Origin of the sequence: Promicromonospora sp. NPDC057138, from assembly GCF_042670845.1 — a bacterium.
GTDB lineage: Bacteria > Actinomycetota > Actinomycetes > Actinomycetales > Cellulomonadaceae > Promicromonospora.
Genome location: NZ_JBHUUX010000003.1, coordinates 193084 through 212422, shown reverse-complemented (window position 1 = coordinate 212422; position 19339 = coordinate 193084). Strand labels below are relative to the sequence as shown.

18 protein-coding genes and 1 other RNA gene are annotated in these 19339 nt (G+C 71.5%); 16 read left to right on the top strand and 3 right to left on the bottom strand.

The features are described 5' to 3' along the window. Positions 1-140: 140 nt before the first annotated feature. Both ACFT2C_RS04025 and ACFT2C_RS04020 read right to left on the bottom strand, forming a co-directional pair. Positions 141-1388 carry an aminotransferase class I/II-fold pyridoxal phosphate-dependent enzyme gene (locus ACFT2C_RS04025; protein WP_377205714.1) on the bottom strand — a complete coding sequence of 416 codons (1248 nt, stop codon included), beginning with the start codon at positions 1386-1388 and terminating at the stop codon, positions 141-143. Positions 1389-1576: 188 nt separating this feature from the next. After that, positions 1577-2635 carry a LacI family DNA-binding transcriptional regulator gene (locus ACFT2C_RS04020; protein WP_377205713.1) on the bottom strand — a complete coding sequence of 353 codons (1059 nt, stop codon included), beginning with the start codon at positions 2633-2635 and terminating at the stop codon, positions 1577-1579. Between the two features lie 219 nt (positions 2636-2854). Between ACFT2C_RS04020 and ACFT2C_RS04015 the strand changes: the two genes are divergently transcribed. From ACFT2C_RS04015 to ACFT2C_RS03980, 8 genes are all read left to right on the top strand, one after another. Further along, positions 2855-4393 (top strand): alpha-N-arabinofuranosidase, encoded by a 1539-nt coding sequence (locus ACFT2C_RS04015; protein ID WP_377205712.1) that lies wholly within the window; start codon positions 2855-2857, stop codon positions 4391-4393. Continuing rightward, positions 4386-6692, top strand: a complete 2307-nt coding sequence (locus tag ACFT2C_RS04010) for an alpha-L-arabinofuranosidase C-terminal domain-containing protein (protein ID WP_377205711.1) — start codon at positions 4386-4388, stop codon at positions 6690-6692. Before ACFT2C_RS04015 ends, ACFT2C_RS04010 begins: the two co-directional genes overlap by 8 nt. 213 nt (positions 6693-6905) lie before the next feature. Continuing rightward, a complete protein-coding gene (locus ACFT2C_RS04005) occupies positions 6906-8363 on the top strand; it encodes a CpaF family protein (RefSeq protein WP_377205720.1) in 1458 nt (485 codons plus the stop codon). After that, a complete protein-coding gene (locus tag ACFT2C_RS04000; protein WP_377205710.1) occupies positions 8363-9220 on the top strand; it encodes a type II secretion system F family protein in 858 nt (285 codons plus the stop codon). The genes ACFT2C_RS04005 and ACFT2C_RS04000 overlap by 1 nt, the downstream gene beginning before the upstream one ends. Further along, entirely contained in the window at positions 9217-10134 is a 918-nt protein-coding gene (locus ACFT2C_RS03995) for a type II secretion system F family protein (protein ID WP_377205709.1), read from the top strand. Before ACFT2C_RS04000 ends, ACFT2C_RS03995 begins: the two co-directional genes overlap by 4 nt. Positions 10135-10174: 40 nt before the next feature. Next, a complete protein-coding gene (locus ACFT2C_RS03990) occupies positions 10175-10345 on the top strand; it encodes a hypothetical protein (RefSeq protein WP_377205708.1) in 171 nt (56 codons plus the stop codon). Continuing rightward, the gene (locus tag ACFT2C_RS03985) at positions 10342-10722 is read left to right on the top strand and encodes a TadE/TadG family type IV pilus assembly protein (RefSeq protein ID WP_377205707.1); all 381 of its coding nucleotides are present in this window, start codon (positions 10342-10344) and stop codon (positions 10720-10722) included. Before ACFT2C_RS03990 ends, ACFT2C_RS03985 begins: the two co-directional genes overlap by 4 nt. Beyond that, on the top strand, positions 10719-11186 hold the full coding sequence (locus tag ACFT2C_RS03980) for a TadE family protein (protein ID WP_377205706.1): 468 nt from the start codon (positions 10719-10721) through the stop codon (positions 11184-11186). The genes ACFT2C_RS03985 and ACFT2C_RS03980 overlap by 4 nt, the downstream gene beginning before the upstream one ends. A gap of 83 nt (positions 11187-11269) precedes the next feature. Here ACFT2C_RS03980 and ACFT2C_RS03975 read toward each other — a convergent pair whose 3' ends face one another. After that, entirely contained in the window at positions 11270-12583 is a 1314-nt protein-coding gene (locus tag ACFT2C_RS03975) for an endo-1,4-beta-xylanase (RefSeq protein WP_377205705.1), read from the bottom strand. Between the two features lie 217 nt (positions 12584-12800). Between ACFT2C_RS03975 and ACFT2C_RS03970 the strand changes: the two genes are divergently transcribed. From ACFT2C_RS03970 to ssrA, 8 genes are all read left to right on the top strand, one after another. Then, the gene (locus tag ACFT2C_RS03970; protein WP_377205704.1) at positions 12801-13295 is read left to right on the top strand and encodes a hypothetical protein; all 495 of its coding nucleotides are present in this window, start codon (positions 12801-12803) and stop codon (positions 13293-13295) included. 19 nt (positions 13296-13314) lie between these two features. Beyond that, a complete protein-coding gene (locus tag ACFT2C_RS03965) occupies positions 13315-13728 on the top strand; it encodes an ankyrin repeat domain-containing protein (RefSeq protein ID WP_377205703.1) in 414 nt (137 codons plus the stop codon). A gap of 69 nt (positions 13729-13797) precedes the next feature. Continuing rightward, on the top strand, positions 13798-14907 hold the full coding sequence (gene prfB, locus ACFT2C_RS03960; protein ID WP_377205702.1) for a peptide chain release factor 2: 1110 nt from the start codon (positions 13798-13800) through the stop codon (positions 14905-14907). A 148-nt stretch (positions 14908-15055) separates the two neighbouring features. Then, entirely contained in the window at positions 15056-15832 is a 777-nt protein-coding gene (ftsE, locus tag ACFT2C_RS03955; protein ID WP_377205701.1) for a cell division ATP-binding protein FtsE, read from the top strand. Between the two features lie 2 nt (positions 15833-15834). Then, a complete protein-coding gene (gene ftsX, locus ACFT2C_RS03950; protein ID WP_377205700.1) occupies positions 15835-16746 on the top strand; it encodes a permease-like cell division protein FtsX in 912 nt (303 codons plus the stop codon). Next, on the top strand, positions 16746-18092 hold the full coding sequence (locus ACFT2C_RS03945) for a peptidoglycan DD-metalloendopeptidase family protein (protein ID WP_377205699.1): 1347 nt from the start codon (positions 16746-16748) through the stop codon (positions 18090-18092). Before ftsX ends, ACFT2C_RS03945 begins: the two co-directional genes overlap by 1 nt. A gap of 90 nt (positions 18093-18182) precedes the next feature. After that, entirely contained in the window at positions 18183-18659 is a 477-nt protein-coding gene (gene smpB, locus ACFT2C_RS03940) for an SsrA-binding protein SmpB (RefSeq protein ID WP_129787004.1), read from the top strand. Between the two features lie 99 nt (positions 18660-18758). Next, positions 18759-19128, top strand: a transfer-messenger RNA (tmRNA) gene (gene ssrA, locus ACFT2C_RS03935). The last annotated feature ends 211 nt before the right edge of the window (positions 19129-19339 follow it).

Sequence of the window (19339 nt, the reverse complement as noted above, 5' to 3'; positions counted from 1 at the left end):
AGCACTTCCCGCCGCTTGGACAACGGCCAGGGATACCCAGACGGCATCACAACCCCCGATCACTCGAACGTTGCACTGACCGTATGAATCCGCCGCCCAGATCGACGCCTATCTTTCGGCTCGCCCGCCACCATCGACGGCTAACTTGCGGTTCGGTGCAGCCGGGCCAGGCGGGTCGCCGCCTCCCGCAGGACGGACTCCTGTTTGACGAAGGTGAACCGCACGTGCGAGGCGAGCGCCTTCGCCGTCGGGGAACCGGGGCGGCAGAACGCCGCCGCCGGGATCGCCACCACGCCGGCCAGCTCGGGCAGGCGCCGGCACAGCTCGACGCCGTCCCGCAGGCCGAGCGCGCCCAGCAGCCCGGAGCCGTCGGCCATCACGAAGTACGTCCCGGCCGGGCGCGTGACGGTGAAGCCTGCGGCCTCCAGCCCGGCGCACAGGAGGTCGCGGCGGTCGGCGAGGGATGCGGCCAGGGCGCGCGGGGTGTCGTCGTCGGCCAGGGCCTGCGCGATGGCGGGCTGGAACGGGGAACCCGAGGTGTACGTGAGGAACTGCTTGACCGTGCGCACGGCCGTGACCAGCTCAGCCGGCCCGTGCACCCAGCCGACCTTCCAGCCGGTGAGCGAGAACGTCTTGCCGGAGGAGGAGATCGTGAGCGTCCGCTCGGCCATGCTCGGCAGCGTCGCCATCGGGATGTGCTCGGCGCCGAACGTGAGGTGCTCGTAGACCTCGTCGGTCACGACTATCGCGTCCCGCTCCCGCGCGACGGCGGCGACGGCGGCCAGCTCGTCCCGCGTCAGCACCGTCCCGGTCGGGTTGTGCGGCGAGTTCAGGACGATCATCCGCAGGCGCGGCGAGGCGGCGGCCCGGAGCGCCTCGACGTCGAGCCGGAAGCCGTCCGGCCCCGGCAGCAGGGGAGCGGTGACGTGCGTGGCGCCCGCCATGCCGATCGCGGCGGCGTGCGAGTCGTAGAACGGCTCCAGCGTGAGCACCTCGTCGCCCGGGCGGGTCAGCGCGAGGATGGAGGCGGTCAGCGCCTCCGTGGCGCCGGTGGTCACCAGCACCTCGGCGTCGGGGTCGACGTCGAGCCCGTAGTGCCGCTTCTGGTGGTCCGCGATCGCGCGGCGCAGCTCGGGGACGCCGTCACCGGGCGCGTACTGGTTGCGGCCCTCCTCGATCGCGCGGATCGCGGCCCGCTTGACGTACTCGGGCCCGTCGACGTCGGGGAAGCCCTGGCCGAGGTTGATCGCGCCGGTGCGGACGGCCAGCGCCGACATCTCGGCGAAGATCGTGACGGCGACGCTGCCGTCGTCGGCCAGCAGACCGGCGGCGCTCGCGGTGTCCTGCCAGCGGTCGCGGCCGCGGCCAGGTGAATGGAGGGAGCTCATGGGGATGACGATAGCCATCGGCGGTCCACCCCGAGTTTACCTCCGGCATCCCGGACAACCCTCTTTACCTGCGCCTTTGTGGACAAGCCTGTGGATGTTGGGGAAAACTCCCGCCGCCGGGGAAAGTTATCCACAGGGCCCTCTGCCAAGGTGAACATTTGACTCTTCCCTCGTTGATTCCGAAACCGTCACCGCGTCGACTCCCGGATCACGAGCCGGGCGGGGATCGTCACCTCAGCAGTAGGTTCGGCCGAGGTCCGGGGCTGCCCGCTCGACTGCTCGGCCATCCGGTTCTCCAGGAACCGGAGAACGGTGCCGGCGATCTGCTCGTTTCCGGGGTCGATCGTGGTGAGCCGCGGCGTGATGAACTCGGTCTCGTCGATGTTGTCGAACCCGACGACCTGCACGTCCGCCGGCACGCGAATGCCAAGGTCCGCGAGGGCACGCAGCGCACCGATCGCGACGACGTCGGTGACGGCGACGATGCCGTCGAACGTGACTCCGGCGTCGACGAGGCTCCGGACCGCGGCGTATCCCGTCGCCATGTCCATGGGCAGTACCGCTGCGACGAGCCGCACGTCCAACGGCACGCCCAGGCGGGCGTGAGCCTTGTAGTAGCCGAGCGTGCGCAGGGTCGGCATGTCCTGCTCCGTGGTGCCATCTCTCCCGCCCAGCATGACGATGCGCCGCGATCCGCGTTCGAGCAGGTGTGCCGTGGCCGTGGCCGCGCCTTCGACGTTGTCCATCATCACGTGGTCGAACGTGCGGGGCAGCGGGCGCTCGCCCACGAGCACGACCGGCGTCTGAAAGTTGAGCTGCTCCAGGTCTGAGGGGTTGAGCCCGACGACGCTGATGATCACGCCGTCGTACATGCGCAGGCGGGCGAACGAGGCCGCCGCCAGCTCGTCGGCCCGCTTCACCCCCGAGCGCTGGACGACGAGCTGCCTGCCCGTGGGCTCCAGGGCGTTGGCGAGACGGGTGGCGAGCTGCCCGAAGTACGGACGGTCGAGCTCGGGCACCAGGAGGCCGATGGCGTCCGTGCGGCCTGCTCGCAGGTTGCGCGCGGTCGGATTCACCTGATACCCGAGCTCGGCGACCACGTCCAGCACGCGCTGGCGCGTCTGCGGTCCGACCCGGGGGAGCCCGTTGATCACCTTCGAGACGGTCGTGGTCGACACCTGTGCCGCGCGTGCCACGTCGCCGATCGTCACTGCACGCGACGCGGTCGAACTCTTCCGGGTGCTCATCTGTCCCTTCTTGCTTGACACTCGAACGGACGTGGGGAATCGTTAACCCGCCGTCGAGGCTCAGAGAACGGCTCGGTTCTGGCGAGACGCTGGAGCCGTGAGGAAACGATACATCCGCTGAGGCGAGTCATGGAGACACCGTTGTCCGTGACGTCGCGCCCGCGCGGCCGGCCACGTCCACCCGAGTCCACGCATCAACCCTGTTGGAAGGACCTTTCTATGCCCACCGAATCCGCTCGCGTCGTGATCGACCTCGACCTGCCGGGGTCAACCATCAGCCGGCACATCTACGGTCACTTCGCCGAGCATCTCGGGCGCTGCATCTACGGGGGTTTCTGGGTCGGGGAGGACTCACCGATCCCGAACGTGGGCGGCATCCGGTCCGACGTCGTCGAGGCCCTGCGGGCCCTCCAGATCCCGAACCTGCGCTGGCCCGGCGGCTGCTTCGCTGACGACTACCACTGGCGCGACGGCATCGGCCCGCGCGAGCAGCGCCCGCGGATGGTGAACTCCCACTGGGGCGACGTCGTCGAGGACAACTCCTTCGGGACCCACGAGTTCATGGCGCTGTGCGAGCTGCTCGGCGCTGACCCCTACATCAGCGGCAACGTGGGCTCGGGCTCCGTCCAGGAGATGAGCGAGTGGATCGAGTACCTCACCCGTGCGGACGACTCGCCGATGGCGGCGTTGCGCCGTCAGAACGGGCGGGACGAGCCCTGGAAGGTGCCGTTCTTCGGCATCGGCAACGAGGCGTGGGGCTGCGGCGGGAACCTGCGCGTCGAGCAGTTCGCGTCCCTGGCGCGCCAGTACTCGACGTACGTGCGCAACCACGCCGGCAACGAGGTGTACCGCATCGCCGCGGGCGCCTCCGACCGCGACTACAACTGGACCGAGGTCCTCATGAAGTCCTTCGGCCCCCTGGACGGCGCCGACGGGCCGGTCGGGCCGTTCCAGGGGATCTCGCTGCACCAGTACACGTTGACCGGCCCCTGGGACGACAAGGGCGACGCGACCAGCTTCACGGAGGACGAGTGGTACCTCGCCCTGTCCCGCGCGTCGCACATGGACGAGCTGCTCACCCGCCACGGGCAGGTCATGGACCGCTATGACCCCAACAAGCGCGTGGGCCTCGTGGTCGACGAGTGGGGCACGTGGTGGAACGTCGAGCCCGGTACCAACCCGGGATTCCTGTACCAGCAGAACACCTTGCGCGACGCCCTGGTCGCGAGCATTCACTTCGACGCGTTCCACCGGCACGCCGACCGCGTCGTCATGGCCAACATCGCTCAGACGGTGAACGTCCTGCAGGCGATGATCCTGACCGACCCGGACAGCGGTGCGCTGGTGCTCACCCCGACCTACCACGTCTTCGCGATGAACACGCCGCACCATGACGCCAGGTCCCTCGTCGCGCACGTGGTCGCACCGGACGCGGCGCGGACGGTCGAGGGGAACGAGATGCCGCTGCTGTCGGCGTCGGCGTCCACCAAGGGGACGACGGCGCACGTCTCGCTGTCCCACCTCGACGTCGCGCAGGCGCGCACGGTGGTGCTCGACCTGCGGGGCCGCGACGTCGTGGGCTTCTCGGCGCAGGTCCTGACTTCGGCAGAGCTGAACAGCCACAACACGCCCGAGCACCCCGAAGCGGTGGCGCCGCGGAAGCTGGACGCCGTCCGCACGCACCCGCGCGGCCTTGAGATCGACCTGCCCGCCCACTCCTACGTGACGGTGGCGCTGGAGCTGGGCGGCGATGACTGACCAGGTCATCGACGTCCACGTCGGGGGACCGACGTCGCGACGGGTCAGCCCCGACCTGTGGGGGCTGTTCCTGGAGGACATCAACTACTCGCTCGACGGCGGTCTGAACGCGGACCTGGTGCGCAACGGGGACTTCGAGGCCACGCCGGCCGACCATCCCGGTTGGGGGCCGCTGACCGGGTGGACCGTCGAGCCCGGGGGCGGTGCTGTTCAGGTCCGCAGCGCCGAGCCGGTCTCGTCGGCCAACGCCACGTACGTGCGCCTGGTACCAGGCGGGTCGGCCGGCGACGTCGTCCGCCTGGTCAACGGCGGGTACGACGAGGCGGGCATGCTGGTCCGCGCGGTGCCGCACCGGCTACGGCTCGCCGTCCGCGCCGGGGCCGGCGCGCGCCTGACCGCGGAGCTGCGCCACGCGGACGGTTCCGGACTCGGTGCCGGCCCGGTGGACCTGCCGCTCGACCCGGCGCCCGGGTGGACGTGGATCGAGGCGGACCTGCCGCCAGGCTCGGCCGCGCATGCGGTCCTGGTGCTGGCGGCTGCGGGCGGCGTCGTCGACGTCGACCTGGTGGAGCTGCGGCCCGTCGATCCCGCGACCGGCGAGCCTGAGCTGTTCCGCCGGGACCTGGTCGAGGCGCTGCGCGCCCTGCGGCCCGCCTTCGTGCGGTTCCCCGGGGGTTGCGTCGCCCATGGGTACGGCCTGGACAACATGTACCACTGGAAGGCCACTACGGGTCCCCGGGCGGAACGCCGGCCGATGACGAACGTGTGGGGCTACCACCAGTCGATGGCGATCGGGTACCACGAGTACTTCCTGCTGTGCGAGGAGCTCGGCGCCACGCCGCTGCCCGTCGTCGCGGCCGGGGTGTGTTGCCAGAACGTCCCGGGCGGCCCTCAGGCGATCCCGGCTGAGCGGATGCCGCAGTACGTGCAGGACGTCCTGGACCTGGTCGAGTACGCCAACGGCGACGTCACCACGCGCTGGGGAGCCGTGCGCGCCGCCAACGGGCACCCGGAGCCGTTCGGCCTGCGCTACCTGGGCATCGGCAACGAGGACGTCATCAGCGACGACTTCGTCGAGCGGTTCACCGCGCTGTGGGCCGCGGTGCGCGCCGAGTACCCCGGCCTGGCCGTCGTCGGCACGGCGGGCCCGAACCCCTTCGGCCAGGACTTCGAGGCGGGGTGGGAGCTGGCGCGCGACCTGCGGGTCCCGCTCGTGGATGAGCACGCCTACCGCTCGCCGCGGTGGTTCCTGCAGAACCTGGACCGGTACGAGCACTACGACCGGTCCGGCCCGGGCGTCTACCTGGGGGAGTGGGCGGCGCGGACGTCGACCGCGCGGTCCGCCGTCGCCGAGGCCGCCTTCATGGTGGCGGTCGAGCGCAGCTCGGACGTCGTCCGGCTGGCCTCCTACGCCCCGCTGCTCGCCCGGGTCGGTTCGACGCAGTGGACTCCGGACCTGCTGTATTTCACCTCCGACGAGGTGCGGCCGACGTTCAGCTACCACGTGCAGCGCATGCTGGCCGAGAACCGCGGCGAGACCGTGCTCGACGTGCGGGTGGATCCCGTCGCTCTGCGGTCGCAGCCTGCCCCGGCGCTCCGGCAGGTGCGGTTCCGGAGCCCGGGTTCGACCACCGAGTTCCGGGACGTGACGCTCGACGGTGTACCCCAGCCCGGGGTCGTCGTCGGACCTGAGGGCGACGCGCTGCTCGATGCTCCGGCCGGAACGCGCCACCTGGAGCTGACCGCGCAGCGGCTCGACGGCGAGGAGGGCTTCGCCGTGGAGTTCGGCGACCCGACCACAGGGACGCTCCACACCGTCCACGTCGGCGGCTGGCGCAACCGTCTGCTGGTGCTGTCGCGCACCGACGACGGCATCGACAGCGACGTGGACGGTCCGTTCTCCTTCGACGGAGTCACGACGGCGGTCCCGCTCACCGTGCGGGTCGAGGTCGACGGGGCGCGGATCCGGACCTGGGTGGACGGGCGACTTGTGCACGACCACGAGGACGACCAGCGGCCCTGGCCCGACTTCGTAGCCGGCGCCACCGGGGCCGGCTCGGCGCGGCACGTCACGGTGGTGAACGCCTCGGACGAGCACCGCCAGGTCCGTGTGCATATCGAGGGCATGATCGGGCCGATGACCGCGGCCGCCACGCTGCTCGCCGGTAGCGACCCCGAAGCGGGAGCTCCCTTCGAGTCCGCCCCCGGCGCTCCGGAGCCGGGGACCGTCCATGGGGACGGTCACCTTCCGCTCACCCTGCCCCCGTGGTCGGTGGCGACCGCCCGCGTCACGCCGTGACCTGCCCCTGGCAGGGCAAGGAGTTATCCACAGGCATTCCCGCCGCGGCGCGCGGTTCCGGACGGATGCTCCTAAAGTCGGGCTCGGCGGCGATGCGTGGCGGATCGCCATCGGGGGAGTTGCCAGTGCGAGGTCAGGGGGAGGGCTATGCCCGCTGCGGTGGAACGGACGAGCCTGGGCCAGGTGGCTGCGGTCCACGCGGGGGACGCGAGCATGGCCGTCCAGGGACGCGACGTGGCACGAGCCGACGGAATCGCCCTGCTGGAGAGTGAGGTACGTGAGCTCGTCCGGCGTCGTGGCGTGGACCCGATGGCCGAGCCGGAACGGTTCGCCGAGCTGGTGCGCGAAGCGGCGGCGGACTATGCGGACCGTGCTGCGCGCGGTCTTCTCCCCGGGGTGCCCGACATGGAGCGCGTGGTCCGGGAGGTTTCCGATGCGGTTGGCGGTTTTGGGTCACTGCAGCCCTACCTCGACGACCCGGAGATCGAGGAGGTCTGGCTCAACGCCCCGACCCACGTCTACGTCGCGCGGCGCGGCGTGCCCGAGCTGACCAGCACCGTCCTGACCGCCGAGCAGGTGCGTGACCTGGTGGAACGCATGCTCAAGACCTCGGGGAGGCGCCTCGACCTGTCGAGTCCTTTCGTCGACGCCCGCTTGCCGGGCGGCGAGCGCCTGCACGTCGTCATCCCTGACATCACGCGAGTTCACTTCGCGGTGAACATCCGCAAGCACGTCGTGCGGGCCCACTCGCTGGCGGACATGGTGCGGCTCGGGTCGCTGACCGCCCAGGCAGCCACGTTCCTGGACGCCGCGGTGCGGGCGGGGCTCAACGTGCTCGTGTCGGGGCAGACCCAGGCGGGCAAGACGACGATGCTGAATGCGCTGGCGGGTTCGATCCCGGGTTCGGAGCGGGTCATCTCGGCCGAGGAGGTCTGGGAGCTGCGCCTCCCGGTCCGCGACCACGTGGCGCTGCAGACCCGCCCGGCGAGTCTCGAGGGCACGGGGGAGGTGCCCCTGCGGCGCCTGGTCAAGGAGGCGCTGCGGATGCGCCCGGACCGGATCGTGATCGGCGAGGTCCGCGAGGCGGAGGCGTTCGACCTGCTCGTCGCCCTGAACAGCGGTATCCCCGGGATGTGCACGCTGCACGCCAACACGGCACGCGAGGCGGTGGCCAAGATGACGACGCTCCCGCTCCTCGCGGGCGAGAACGTGTCCGACCGGTTCGTGGTGCCCACCGTCGCCTCCGCAATCGACCTCGTGGTGCACCTCGGCCTGAGCCGGACGGCGGACGGCGTCGTCCGGCGGCAGGTCCGCGAGATCGTCGCCGTGACCGGCCGCGTCGAGGAGGGCCGCATCGAGACGGCGGGGATCTTCGACCGGGACGCCGACGGCGACCTGCGCCGCGGCGACGGGATGCCGCCCGGCGAGGACCGGTTCGAGCGCGCCGGGTTCGACGTGCGGGCGCTGCTCGCCGACCCCCGTGTGCTGCCGGTGGGCGCGCGTCCGGGGCAGCGCGCGAGTGACGGGTCGTGGTCAGGCGGCGGGCCCTGGGCTGCGGCTGGTCCGTGGGCCGAGGGCGAGCCGACGGCGGACGCCGGGTGGACGGCGCGCGACGGGCGTGCGGCGGAGGCCGGCCCATCGGCAGGCGCTGGACCCTGGGCGGTGCGCTGATGGGCGTGGTCGTCGGCCTCCTCCTGGGCGTCGGCGCGTTCTGCGTCTGGTGGTCGTTCTGGACCCCGACGCCGCGGCCGACGGGGCGGGTGACCTGGCAGATGCGGACCCGCGACCTGCTCACCCAGGCCGGCGCCCCCTCCGTCACGCCGGGGATGCTGGTGGGCGCCTGCGCCGCGCTCGGCGTCGTCATCCTGCTGCTGGGGCTCGTCCTGACCCGCTCGCCCGTCATCGCCGCGTGCTTCGCGGTGCTCACCGCACCCGGGCCGGTGCTGCTGGTTCGCGCGCGAGCCCGCCGTCGTCGTCGGGCGCTGCGCGAGGTGTGGCCCGAGGTGGTGGACCACCTCGCCTCCGGCGTGCGCGCCGGGCTGTCCCTGCCCGAGGCGGTGGCGCAGCTCGCCCAGCGCGGCCCGGTCGAGCTGCGCGAGCAGTTCGGCCGCTTCGCCCACGACTACCGGGCCGGCGGACGGTTCGGCGACGCCCTCGACGCCCTCAAGGAGCGCCTCGCCGACCCCGTCGCCGACCGGATCATCGAAGCCCTGCGGCTCACCCGGGAGGTCGGCGGGCAGGACCTGGGCCGGCTCCTGCGGACCCTCAGCGGATTCCTGCGGGAGGACGCCGCGACCCGCGGCGAGCTCGAGGCGCGGCAGAGCTGGACCGTCAACGGCGCCCGCGTGGCGGTCGCCGGGCCGTGGGTGGTCCTCGCGCTGCTCTCGACCCGGCCCGAGACCGCCAGCGCCTACGACTCGCCCGCCGGCGTCACCGTCCTGGTCACCGGCGGCCTGGTCGCCCTGGTCGCCTACCGGGCGATGCTGCGGATCGGGCGCCTGCCCGCCGAGCGCCGGGTGCTGCGGTGACGGGCTGGGCGGCGGGAGCCCTCGCGGGGCTCGGCGTCGCGCTCGGCATCCTGATCGTGCTGGCCCGGCTGCTGGCCCGCGCCGTCACCCTCGACGAACGGCTCGCCCCCTACCTGCGCCCGCGCGACGCCACCTCGACGCTCCTGCGCGAGGTCAGCCCCGCCTCGGCGGCGGTCCGCCTGCTCGGCCTGTACGACGTCGCCGCGCGCCTCGAACGGTTCGGCTCGCCCCGCGAGGAGATCCGGCGCCGGCTCGACCGCGCCGGGTCCGCCGAGTCGGTCGACCACTTCCGCGCCCGCCAGATCGTGTGGACCGTGGCGGGGCTCGCCGCCGGCCTCGGCCTCGCCCTCCTGCTCGCGGCGACGCGGGGCGCGGCGGCCGTCCCGCTGGTCGCGCTCGTCGTCGTCACGGGCGGCTGCGGGTACGTGGCCTGCGACCAGGCCCTCACCCTGCGCGTCCGACGTCGCGAGGAGCGGCTGCTGGCCGAGCTGCCCACCATCGCCGAGCTGCTGGCCCTCGCCGTCGCCGCGGGCGAGAGCCCGCCCGCGGCCCTCGAACGCGTCGCCTCGACGGCGCGCGGCGAGCTCGCCGCCGAGATCCGGCGCATGGTCGCCGAGGTGCGGGCCGGCGCGCCCGTGACCACTGCCCTCACGGCGCTCGCGGACCGGTCCGGCCTGCCGCCACTGTCCCGGTTCGCCGAGGGCGTGGTCGTCGCCCTGGAGCGCGGCACGCCCCTCGCGGACGTGCTGCGCGCCCAGGCCCACGACGTCCGCGAGGCCGGGCGCCGCGCGCTCCTGGAGGCGGGCGGCCGCAAGGAGATCCTGATGATGGTCCCGGTCGTGTTCCTCGTGCTCCCGGTGACGGTCATCTTCGCTGTGTTCCCCAGCCTGGCCACTCTGCGGATCGGGCTCTGACCTGACCCCACCAGCCGGGTCACCCATGAAAGGAAGCGCCATGCGCGACGACCGCGAGCTCGACCCGGAACGGGAACGGGGCGACGTGCCCGGGTGGGTCCTGGTGACCCTGATGACGGCTGGACTGGTGGTGGCGCTCTGGGCGGTCGCCGGACCCCTGCTCGAGAACGCGTTCCGGCAGGCGATCAGCAGCGTCACGGGCCAGGGGTGAGCCCTGGCCGGCCGGAGCACGGCTCCGCCGCGGTCGAGTTCCTCCTGGTGTCCGTGCTGGTCCTCGCACTCTTCCTCGGCGTGGTCCAGGTGGCGCTCGCGGTGCACGTCCGATCCCTCGCGACCGACGCCGCGGCGGATGGCGCCCGGGTCGCGGCCCGCGCCGACCGCGCCCCGGCGGACGGCGTCGCCCGCACCCGTGCCCTCCTGGCCGAAGCCCTGACCGGCGACTACGCCCGCGACGTCACGGCCGGCCGCACCCTGCTCGACGGCGCCGCGGTGACCGAGGTGACCGTGCGTACGCCGCTGCCCGTGGTCGGGCTGCTCGGGCCCGGCGGGATGCTGACCGTCCGGGGGCACGCCCTGGAGGAGCAGTGAGCGGGCCGGGCGGGGGCTCACGCGCGGACGGTCCCGCCGGCGAGCAGGGCTCCGCGATGGTCGAGTTCCTCGGCGTCGCACTGATCCTGCTGATCCCGCTCGTCTACCTCGTGGTGACGCTCGGCCGCGTGCAGGCCGGGACGTTCGCCGCCGAGGGCGCGGCCCGGGACGCCGTCCGCGCCATGGTCACCGCGGAGTCGTCGGGGGCGGGGGCCGCGCGCGCCGAGGCCGCCGTCAGGATCGCCGTCGAGGACCAGGGCTTCGCGCGCGACGCCGGGGCGCTCACCCTGGAGTGCTCGGCCTCCCCGTGCCTGACGCCGGGCGGCGCCGTCGGCGCCGTCGTGCGGATCGAGGTGCCATTGCCCCTGCTGCCCGACGCCGTGCGCGGCTGGGTGCCGCTGTCCGTCCCGGTCGAGGCCGCCCGCACCGGGACGGTCGACCGGTACACCCGGGCGCGTCCGTGAGGTGCGCCGGGAGCGGCACCACGGCGGCGGCCGAGAAGGGCTCGGACCGCCGCCGTGATGCCTGATCGTGGTAGCTCAGCCGGTCAGGTGACCGAGCAGGTCGCCGTGGGCAGGTTGGTGTTGCCGTTCTTGTAGACCGTGATGCCGAAGTTGTTGCCGGCGCCGTTCGGCGTCGCCGTCAGCGTGCCGGAGGTGCCGGAGACCGTTGCGTTCCACGAGTTCTGCAGGCTCTGCGAGCCCTGCAGCTGGATCGAGACCCGCCAGGTCGAGCTCCCGGAGACGGCGAGCGAGACGTTGAACCGGTCGCCCCATTCCTCCGCCTTGGTGACGGAGACCGTGCAGCTGCCGGGCTGCGGGTTGGTGGAGCCGGCGTTCAGCGCGTCGAGCGTGGCGGTGTAGGCGGCCTTCTTGTTGCCGTTGCCGTCGAACAGGAGCGGCGTACCGCTGGCGCGCCACGAGTCGGTGTCGCGGACGCCCCAGGTGGTCAGCCCGGTGCAGCGGGAGACGGCGAGGCACGCCTGGACGACCCTGCGGTAGTTGTCCGCCTGTGCGGTGCCGGAGCCTTCGATGTCGAGCTCGGTGATCTGGACGTCGACGCCCAGGGCCGCGAAGCTCGACAGCGTGGTCTGGTAGTTGCCGGGCACGGGGCTCTGCGAGTTGAAGTGCGACTGGAAGCCCACGCAGTCGATCGGCACGCCACGCGCCTTGAAGTCGCGGACCAGGTTGTACACGGCATGCGTCTTCGCGTGCGTCCAGTCGTCGGTGTTGTAGTCGTTGTAGCAGAGCTTGGCGTTCGGGTCGGCTGCCCGGGCGGCGCGGAACGCCGCCTCGATCCAGTCATTGCCGGTGCGCTGGAGGTTCGAGTCGCGGCGGGCGCCGGAGGAGCCGTCCTGGAACGCCTCGTTCACCACGTCCCAGGCGTAGATCTGGCCGCGATAGTGGGTCATGACCTGGGTGACGTGGTTGAGCATCGCGGACCGCAGGGCGGAGCCGCTCATGTTCTGCATCCAGCCCGGCTGCTGCGAGTGCCACGCCAGGGTGTGGCCACGGACCCGTTTGCCGTTGCCGCGCGCCCAGTTCACGATCTGGTCGCCTGCTCCGTAGCTGAACTGGTTCTGGTTCGGCTCGGTCGCGTCGATCTTCATCTCGTTCTCGGCCGTGATCATGCCGAACTCGCGGTTCGCGATGGTCGTGTAGGCCGAGTCGCTCAGCTTGAACCCCGCGATCGCTGTGCCGAAGTACCTGCCCGACTCCGCGGCGGCGGCCTGCAGCGTGCTGCCGGCGGCCTGTGCGGAGGTGGCCGCCACGCCGCCGGCCAGTACCACGGCGGTCAGCGTGGCGAGCGAGATGGCTCGCAGCCCGCGCCGGGGGCGCGGTGGGTTGAGCGTTCGGGTCATCGTTGATCCCTTCCTGCTGGACGTGCCGTCGTTGGCCCGTCGGACGTGGAAAAGGATTTCGACCTGACAAGCCGGTGTCAAGCGAATCCGCTAAACGTTTTCGAAGACTTTGGCGTCTTAAACGTTTAGGTCGCTCAGAATCGGCAACGAGGCGCGTCGGGCCGGGGTTTCACGCCCCTGGCGCGCCGGGTCTGCGCCGCCCGGACACAATGAGCGGATGAGCCTTGCCGACCCCGCCGGACGCGACTCCGGCCTGCGCGACTCCGGCCAGCGCGACTCCGGCCCGGAGTCCGGCCGGATCATGCTGCTGACCTCCGCGTTCGTCGCGTTCGCGCTGATGCTCGTCGGGGTGGTCGCCTCGGCGAGCGCCGTCCACCTGGATCGCAAGACCCTCTACGACGTCGCTGACCTCGCGGCGGCTCATGCGGCGAGCGCCATGGCACCGGACGCTTTCTACGCGGGCGCCGGCGCGCCCGCCGACGGCGCCCCGCTCACGCTGTCCGACGCGGACGTACGGGCCGCCGTCGAGCACTACGTCGCCGAGCACCCGCCCGGGCTGCCCGTGGCGGTGACCGGTGCGTCGTCGCCGGACGGACGCTCGGCCCGGGTGACGCTCGCCGCGGTGTCCCGGCCGCCGCTGCTGCGCTGGTTCACCGACGCGTTCGGCGGCGGGATCACGGTGTCGGCGTCGTCCACCGCGCGGGCGTGGTGAGCCGGGTTAGGTTGTGGCCATGAGCGAGCCCGACAAGAACAAGCAGGACCTGGACGACCAGGAACAGCAGGGCATGCGCCTCGAGCCGCAGCAGCTCTTCGACCTCGCCCGGCAGGGGGTCGACGTGCTGCTCGACCTCGTGGACGCGGGCCTGCCGGTGGACCTGGCCGACGAGGCGGGCAACACCCTGCTGATGCTGGCCGCGTACCACGGGCACGCGGACCTGACGGCGGGCCTCGCCGAGCGTGGCGCGGACGTGAACCGGCTGAACGCCAACAACCAGGCGCCCCTGGCCGGTGCGATCTTCAAGGACGAGGCCGACGTGATCCGAGTGCTCGTCGAGCACGGCGCGGACCTCGACGCCGGCACCCCGAGCGCCCGCGCGACGGCGCAGATGTTCGGCCGCGAGCTGCCGGAGCCCGGGGCTCGCTGAGCCGCCGGGGGAGCGGTCGCCGGATTTTCCGGCGTCGGGGACCGGCTTGCGCGGGTAACCTTGAGCATCGTGGCAACCAACGACTTCCCCGCAGAGATCAAGGCGCTCCGCGCCACCCTCGAGTCCATCGAGGCCGTGAGCGACCCCACCGCCCTGCAGGCGAAGATCGCCGAGCTGTCCGAGCAGGCGTCGGCTCCCAACCTGTGGGACGACCCGGAGGAAGGGCAGCGGGTCTCGTCCGCGCTGTCGGCGGCGCAGTCCGAGCTCGACCGGGTGGAGAAGCTGGCCGCCCGCATCGACGACACCGAGACGCTCGTCGAGCTGGGCATCGAGATGGACGACGCCGACTCGCTCGTCGAGGCTGAGGCCGAGGTCGTCAAGATCCGCAAGGACCTCGCGGCGCTCGAGGTGCGGACGCTTCTGAACGGCGAGTACGACTCCCGCGAGGCGGTAGTGACGATCCGCGCGGGCGCGGGCGGCGTGGACGCCGCCGACTTCGCCGAGATGCTGATGCGCATGTACCTGCGCTGGGCCGAGCGCCACGGCTATCCCACCAAGGTGGGCGACACCTCCTACGCGGAGGAGGCGGGCCTCAAGTCCGCGACGTTCGAGGTCAACGTGCCGTATGCGTTCGGGAACCTGTCCGTCGAGGCGGGCACGCACCGCCTGGTGCGCATCTCGCCGTTCGACAACCAGGGCCGCCGGCAGACGTCGTTCGCCGCGGTCGAGGTGATCCCGCTCATCGAGCAGACGGACCACATCGAGATCCCGGAGTCGGAGCTCAAGATCGACGTCTACCGCTCGTCGGGCCCCGGCGGACAGTCCGTGAACACCACGGACTCCGCGGTGCGCATGACGCACATCCCCACCGGCGTCGTCGTCGCGATGCAGAACGAGAAGTCGCAGATCCAGAACCGTGCGGCGGCCTACCGCGTGCTCCAGTCGCGGCTGCTGCTGCTCCGCAAGGCGGAGGAGGCGGCCAAGAAGAAGGAGATGGCCGGCGACATCAAGGCGAGCTGGGGCGACCAGATGCGCTCCTACGTGCTGCAGCCGTACCAGATGGTCAAGGACCTGCGCACGGAGCACGAGTCGGGCAACCCGCAGGCCGTGTTCGACGGCGCGATCGACGACTTCATCGAGGCCGGCATCCGGTGGCGCCGGGGCGGCTCGTCGAGCTGACGGTCGCGCGGGGCGCCGCCGGCCCTGAGCGAATTGATGCCTGTTGTCTCGTTTGACCGATATGGTGTCCCGCTGTTGCCGGACCGGGTGAGTCTCCTCGGCGTGTCTGCGCGACACGCCACCCGTGCACCGACCTAGTCTCGGGCTCGTGATCAGGTTCGAGAACGTGTCGAAGGTCTATGCGCGCGGCGCACGGCCTGCCCTCGACCAGGTCTCCGTGGACGTCGAGCGTGGCGAGTTCGTCTTCCTCGTGGGGGCCTCCGGCTCGGGGAAGTCGACGTTTCTGTCGCTGGTGCTGCGCGAGCAGCGGCCTACGCGCGGTCGCGTCTACGTGGCGGGCCGGGACGTCGCGAACCTCTCGGGGTGGCGGGTGCCCACGCTGCGCCGGCAGCTCGGCGTGGTGTTCCAGGACTTCCGTCTGCTGCAGAACAAGACGGTGCACGAGAACGTCGCGTTCGCGCTGCAGGTGATCGGCAAGCCGCGGCACGTCATCCGGGACACCGTGCCCGAGGTGCTGGACATGGTGGGCCTGGCGGGCAAGGGCAAGCGGATGCCGACCGAGCTGTCCGGCGGCGAGCAGCAGCGCGCCGCCATCGCGCGCGCCATCGTGAACCGGCCGCAGATCCTCCTGGCCGACGAGCCGACGGGCAACCTCGACCCCACCACCTCGCTCGGCATCATGCGCCTGCTGGACCGCATCAACCGCACCGGCACCACGGTCGTCATGGCCACGCACGACGACGAGATAGTCAACGAGATGCGGCGCCGCGTGGTCGAGCTGTCGGACGGTGTCGTCGTCCGCGACGAGGCGCGCGGCGGCTACGGCGAGCGCGAGTCGATCCTGCCCGACGTCGGCGCGTCGCCCGTGCTCGACGCCCCCGGCAGCGGTACCCGCGCCCCGGTCCAGACGGTGCGGGGGTCCTGACCGTGCGCTTCCAGTTCGTGCTGGGCGAGGTCTTCTCCGGCCTGCGCCGGAACACCACCATGGTCGTGGCCGTCGTGCTCGTGACGTTCGTGTCGCTGACGTTCGTGGGCGCGGCCGCGCTGCTGCAGGCCCAGATCGGCAAGCTCAAGGACGACTGGTACGACCTGGTCGAGGTGTCGGTGTTCCTCTGCCCGGAGGGCTCCGTGTCGCCGACGTGCGCCGGCGGCGAGGCCACCGAGCAGCAGGTCGACGCCGTGCGGCAGGTCATCGACACCGAGCTGTCCGACGAGGTCAGCAAGGTCTACTTCGAGTCGAAGCAGCAGGCGTTCGAGGCGTTCAGCGAGCGCTACCCGGACGGCTACCAGGGCACGCAGCTCACCGCCGACGACATGCAGGCGTCCCTGCGCCTCAAGCTGACCGACGCCGAGCAGTTCGCCGTCGTCAGCGACGTGCTGTCCGGGCGCGACGGCGTCGAGATCGTCGAGGACCAGCGGGCCGTCTTCGAGCCGCTGTTCCGCACGCTCAACGTCGCCACCCTGCTCGCGGCGGGGCTGGCCGGCGTCATGCTCCTGGCGGCGGTGCTGCTGATCACGACCACCATCCGGCTGAGTGCGGTCTCGCGGCGCAAGGAGACCGAGATCATGCGCCTGGTGGGCGCGTCCAACCTGTTCATCCAGCTCCCGTTCCTGCTGGAGGGCGCACTGGCGGCCGTGCTGGGCTCGTTGCTCGCCGGAGGTGGGCTCTGGCTCGCCGTCCGGTTCATGGTCAGCGACTGGCTCGAACGGTCGGTCGACTGGGTGGCCTACGTGTCGGAGGTCGACGTGCTGCGCGTCGCGCCCCTGCTCGTGATCATGGCCGTCGCGCTGGCGGCCCTCTCCTCCTTCTTCACCCTGAACCGGTACACGAGGATCTGATGACTGCCACCAGAAGCCGAAACCGCCGCGGCCCGCTCGCCGCGGTGCTCGCGATGGTCCTGCTGCTGGGCGGCGCGACCGCGGTCCACGCCGACGACCTCGACGACCGCCGGGCGGCGGCCGAGCGTCAGCAGGCGGCCAAGGAGGACGAGCGCGAGAGCCTCGAGGCCGAGCTGGAGCACACCGACACCCAGCTCGCGGACGCCGTGCTCGAGCTGAACCAGGTCGAGGGCCGCCTGCCGGTCGCGGAGGCCGAGCTCGCCGTCGCCGAGGCCGAGCTGGAGCGGGCCGAGCGCGAGGCGGCGATCCTCGCCCAGCGCCTGGCCGACGCCCAGCTCGAGGAGGCGAAGGTCAGCCAGCAGCTCGAGGACGGTTCCGGCAAGGTCGACGGCGCCCGCGACGACATCGCGCAGATGGCCCGCGAGGAGTTCCGCGGCTCGAGCGACGCCTCGACGATCGGCCTGGTGACCGGCGCACAGAGCACCGAGGAGTTCATCGACGGGTACTCGGTGTCGTCGTCGGCCGCGCGGATCCGGGCGCGCACGCTCGCCGAGCTGCAGGACGCCGAGGCGACCGCCCGCAACCTGCAGGCGCGGCTGTCCGCGATCCGCGAGGTCGTCACGGAGCTCAAGCGCCTGGCCGACGAGAACGTGCAGTCCAAGGAGCAGGCCAAGCAGGCCGCGGTGGAGCGCAAGGCCGAGATCCAGCGGCTGATCGCGCAGCAGGAGCGGCTCAAGAACCGCATCGAGCGGCGCAAGGACATCGCGCGGCAGAACATGCGGGACAACGAGGAGGAGCTCAGCTCCATCGAGTCCGACCTCAAGGGGATCATCCGCAAGCAGAAGGAGCGGGACGAGCGCCTGGCGCAGGAGCAGGCGGAGCGGGAGGCGGCCGCCGGTGGCTCCTCGGGTGGGGGCTCTTCCGGCGGCAGCAGCGCCGGGAGCCTGTCGTTCCTCAGCTACCCGACGGCGAGCCCCGTCGTCACCTCCTCGTACGGCATGCGGTTCCACCCGGTGCTGCAGTACTACCGGCTGCACGCCGGCACCGACTTCCGGGCGTATTGCGGGACGCCGATCCTGGCTGCCGCCGACGGCACCGTGCTGTACGCGCGGTACCTGGAGGGCCTGGGCAACCAGGTGCTGATCAACCACGGCTACTCGGCGGACGGCAGCAGCGTGATGACGAGCTCGAACCACCTCACGTCGTTCGCCGTCTCGCCGGGGCAGCGGGTCTCGCGGGGCCAGGTGATCGGCTACTCGGGCACCACCGGCACGTCCACGGCCTGCCATCTGCACTTCGAGCTGTACATCAACGGCTCGACGGTGGACCCGATGACCTGGCTGTAAAAGCCTGGTCCACCCAGGCCCGGCGCGTAAACTGGGGCGTCGCGCTGCCCGCACGGGGCACGCCGCACCAGCAGTCCCCGGAGGGAGACCATGGCCAAGAAGGACGATCCGCGCAAGATCGTGGCGAACAACAAGAAGGCCCGTCATGACTACGTGATCGAGGACGTCTTCGAGGCCGGGCTCGTGCTCTCGGGCACCGAGGTCAAGGCACTGCGGATGGGGCGGGCGTCGCTGACGGACGGCTACGCCAACATCGACCGCGGCGAGGCATGGCTCGAGAACGTGCACATCCCCGCGTACTTCCAGGGCACGTGGAACAACCACGCGCCCCGGCGGCGGCGCAAGCTGCTGCTGCACCGCGAGGAGATCGCTCGGCTGGAGTCGAAGTCGCGCGAGAAGGGGCACACCCTCATCCCGCTGTCGCTGTACTTCCTGGACGGCCGGGCCAAGGTCGAGATTGCGCTCGCGCGCGGCAAGAAGGAGTACGACAAGCGTCAGACCCTGCGCGAGCAGCAGGACATGCGCGAGGCGCAGCGGGCGATGCGGGCCAAGGAGATGCTCGGCTGACTGTTGCCGAAATAACGTTCCCGTCCAGGGGGTTCATCACCTAGACTGGAGAGGTTCCGCACGGGCGTAGCTCGGGCGGGGCACGTTGAAAACAACATAGGGGCTGATCGGTTTCGACGGTGGTCGTGCTTCGAGGAGAAGCGGGCCGAGGATGCAGGCTTATCTCGTAAACGATGCCTGTAAACCAATAGTTGCCGATAACTCGCGCAACGAGTTCGAACTCGCCGCCTGAGCGACTTCCAACTCCGTCGGCCTGGGAACCTGCTTCCGTCCCAGTAGCCGGCGTCATCTAGGAAGCCACTGCTCGTAGCTCTCGTCATCGGGGCTACGGGAACACTCAGATGACTGGGCCTGTCCGTGAACGTGTCTGCGCGAGCACGGGGGCCGAGAAAATCCATAGCAGACTGCGCCCGGAGAAGTCCTCGAAAACCGATACCGGACCCGGGTTCGATTCCCGGCAGCTCCACTCCGCTCGAAGCGAGGTGTGCCCTGACGGGCCACCTCGCTTCGTCGTGTTTTGTGGGGGCGGAGCCCCCACACCCCACCCTGCGATGGGCGAGGTGTGCCCGGCTGACGCCGGGCCGCCTCGCCCTCGTCATGTCTTGTGGGGGCGGAGCCCCCACACCCCGCCCCGGGGGCACGCCCCCGGACCCCTGTCGTGGCTGGGTCTGTGGTCAACG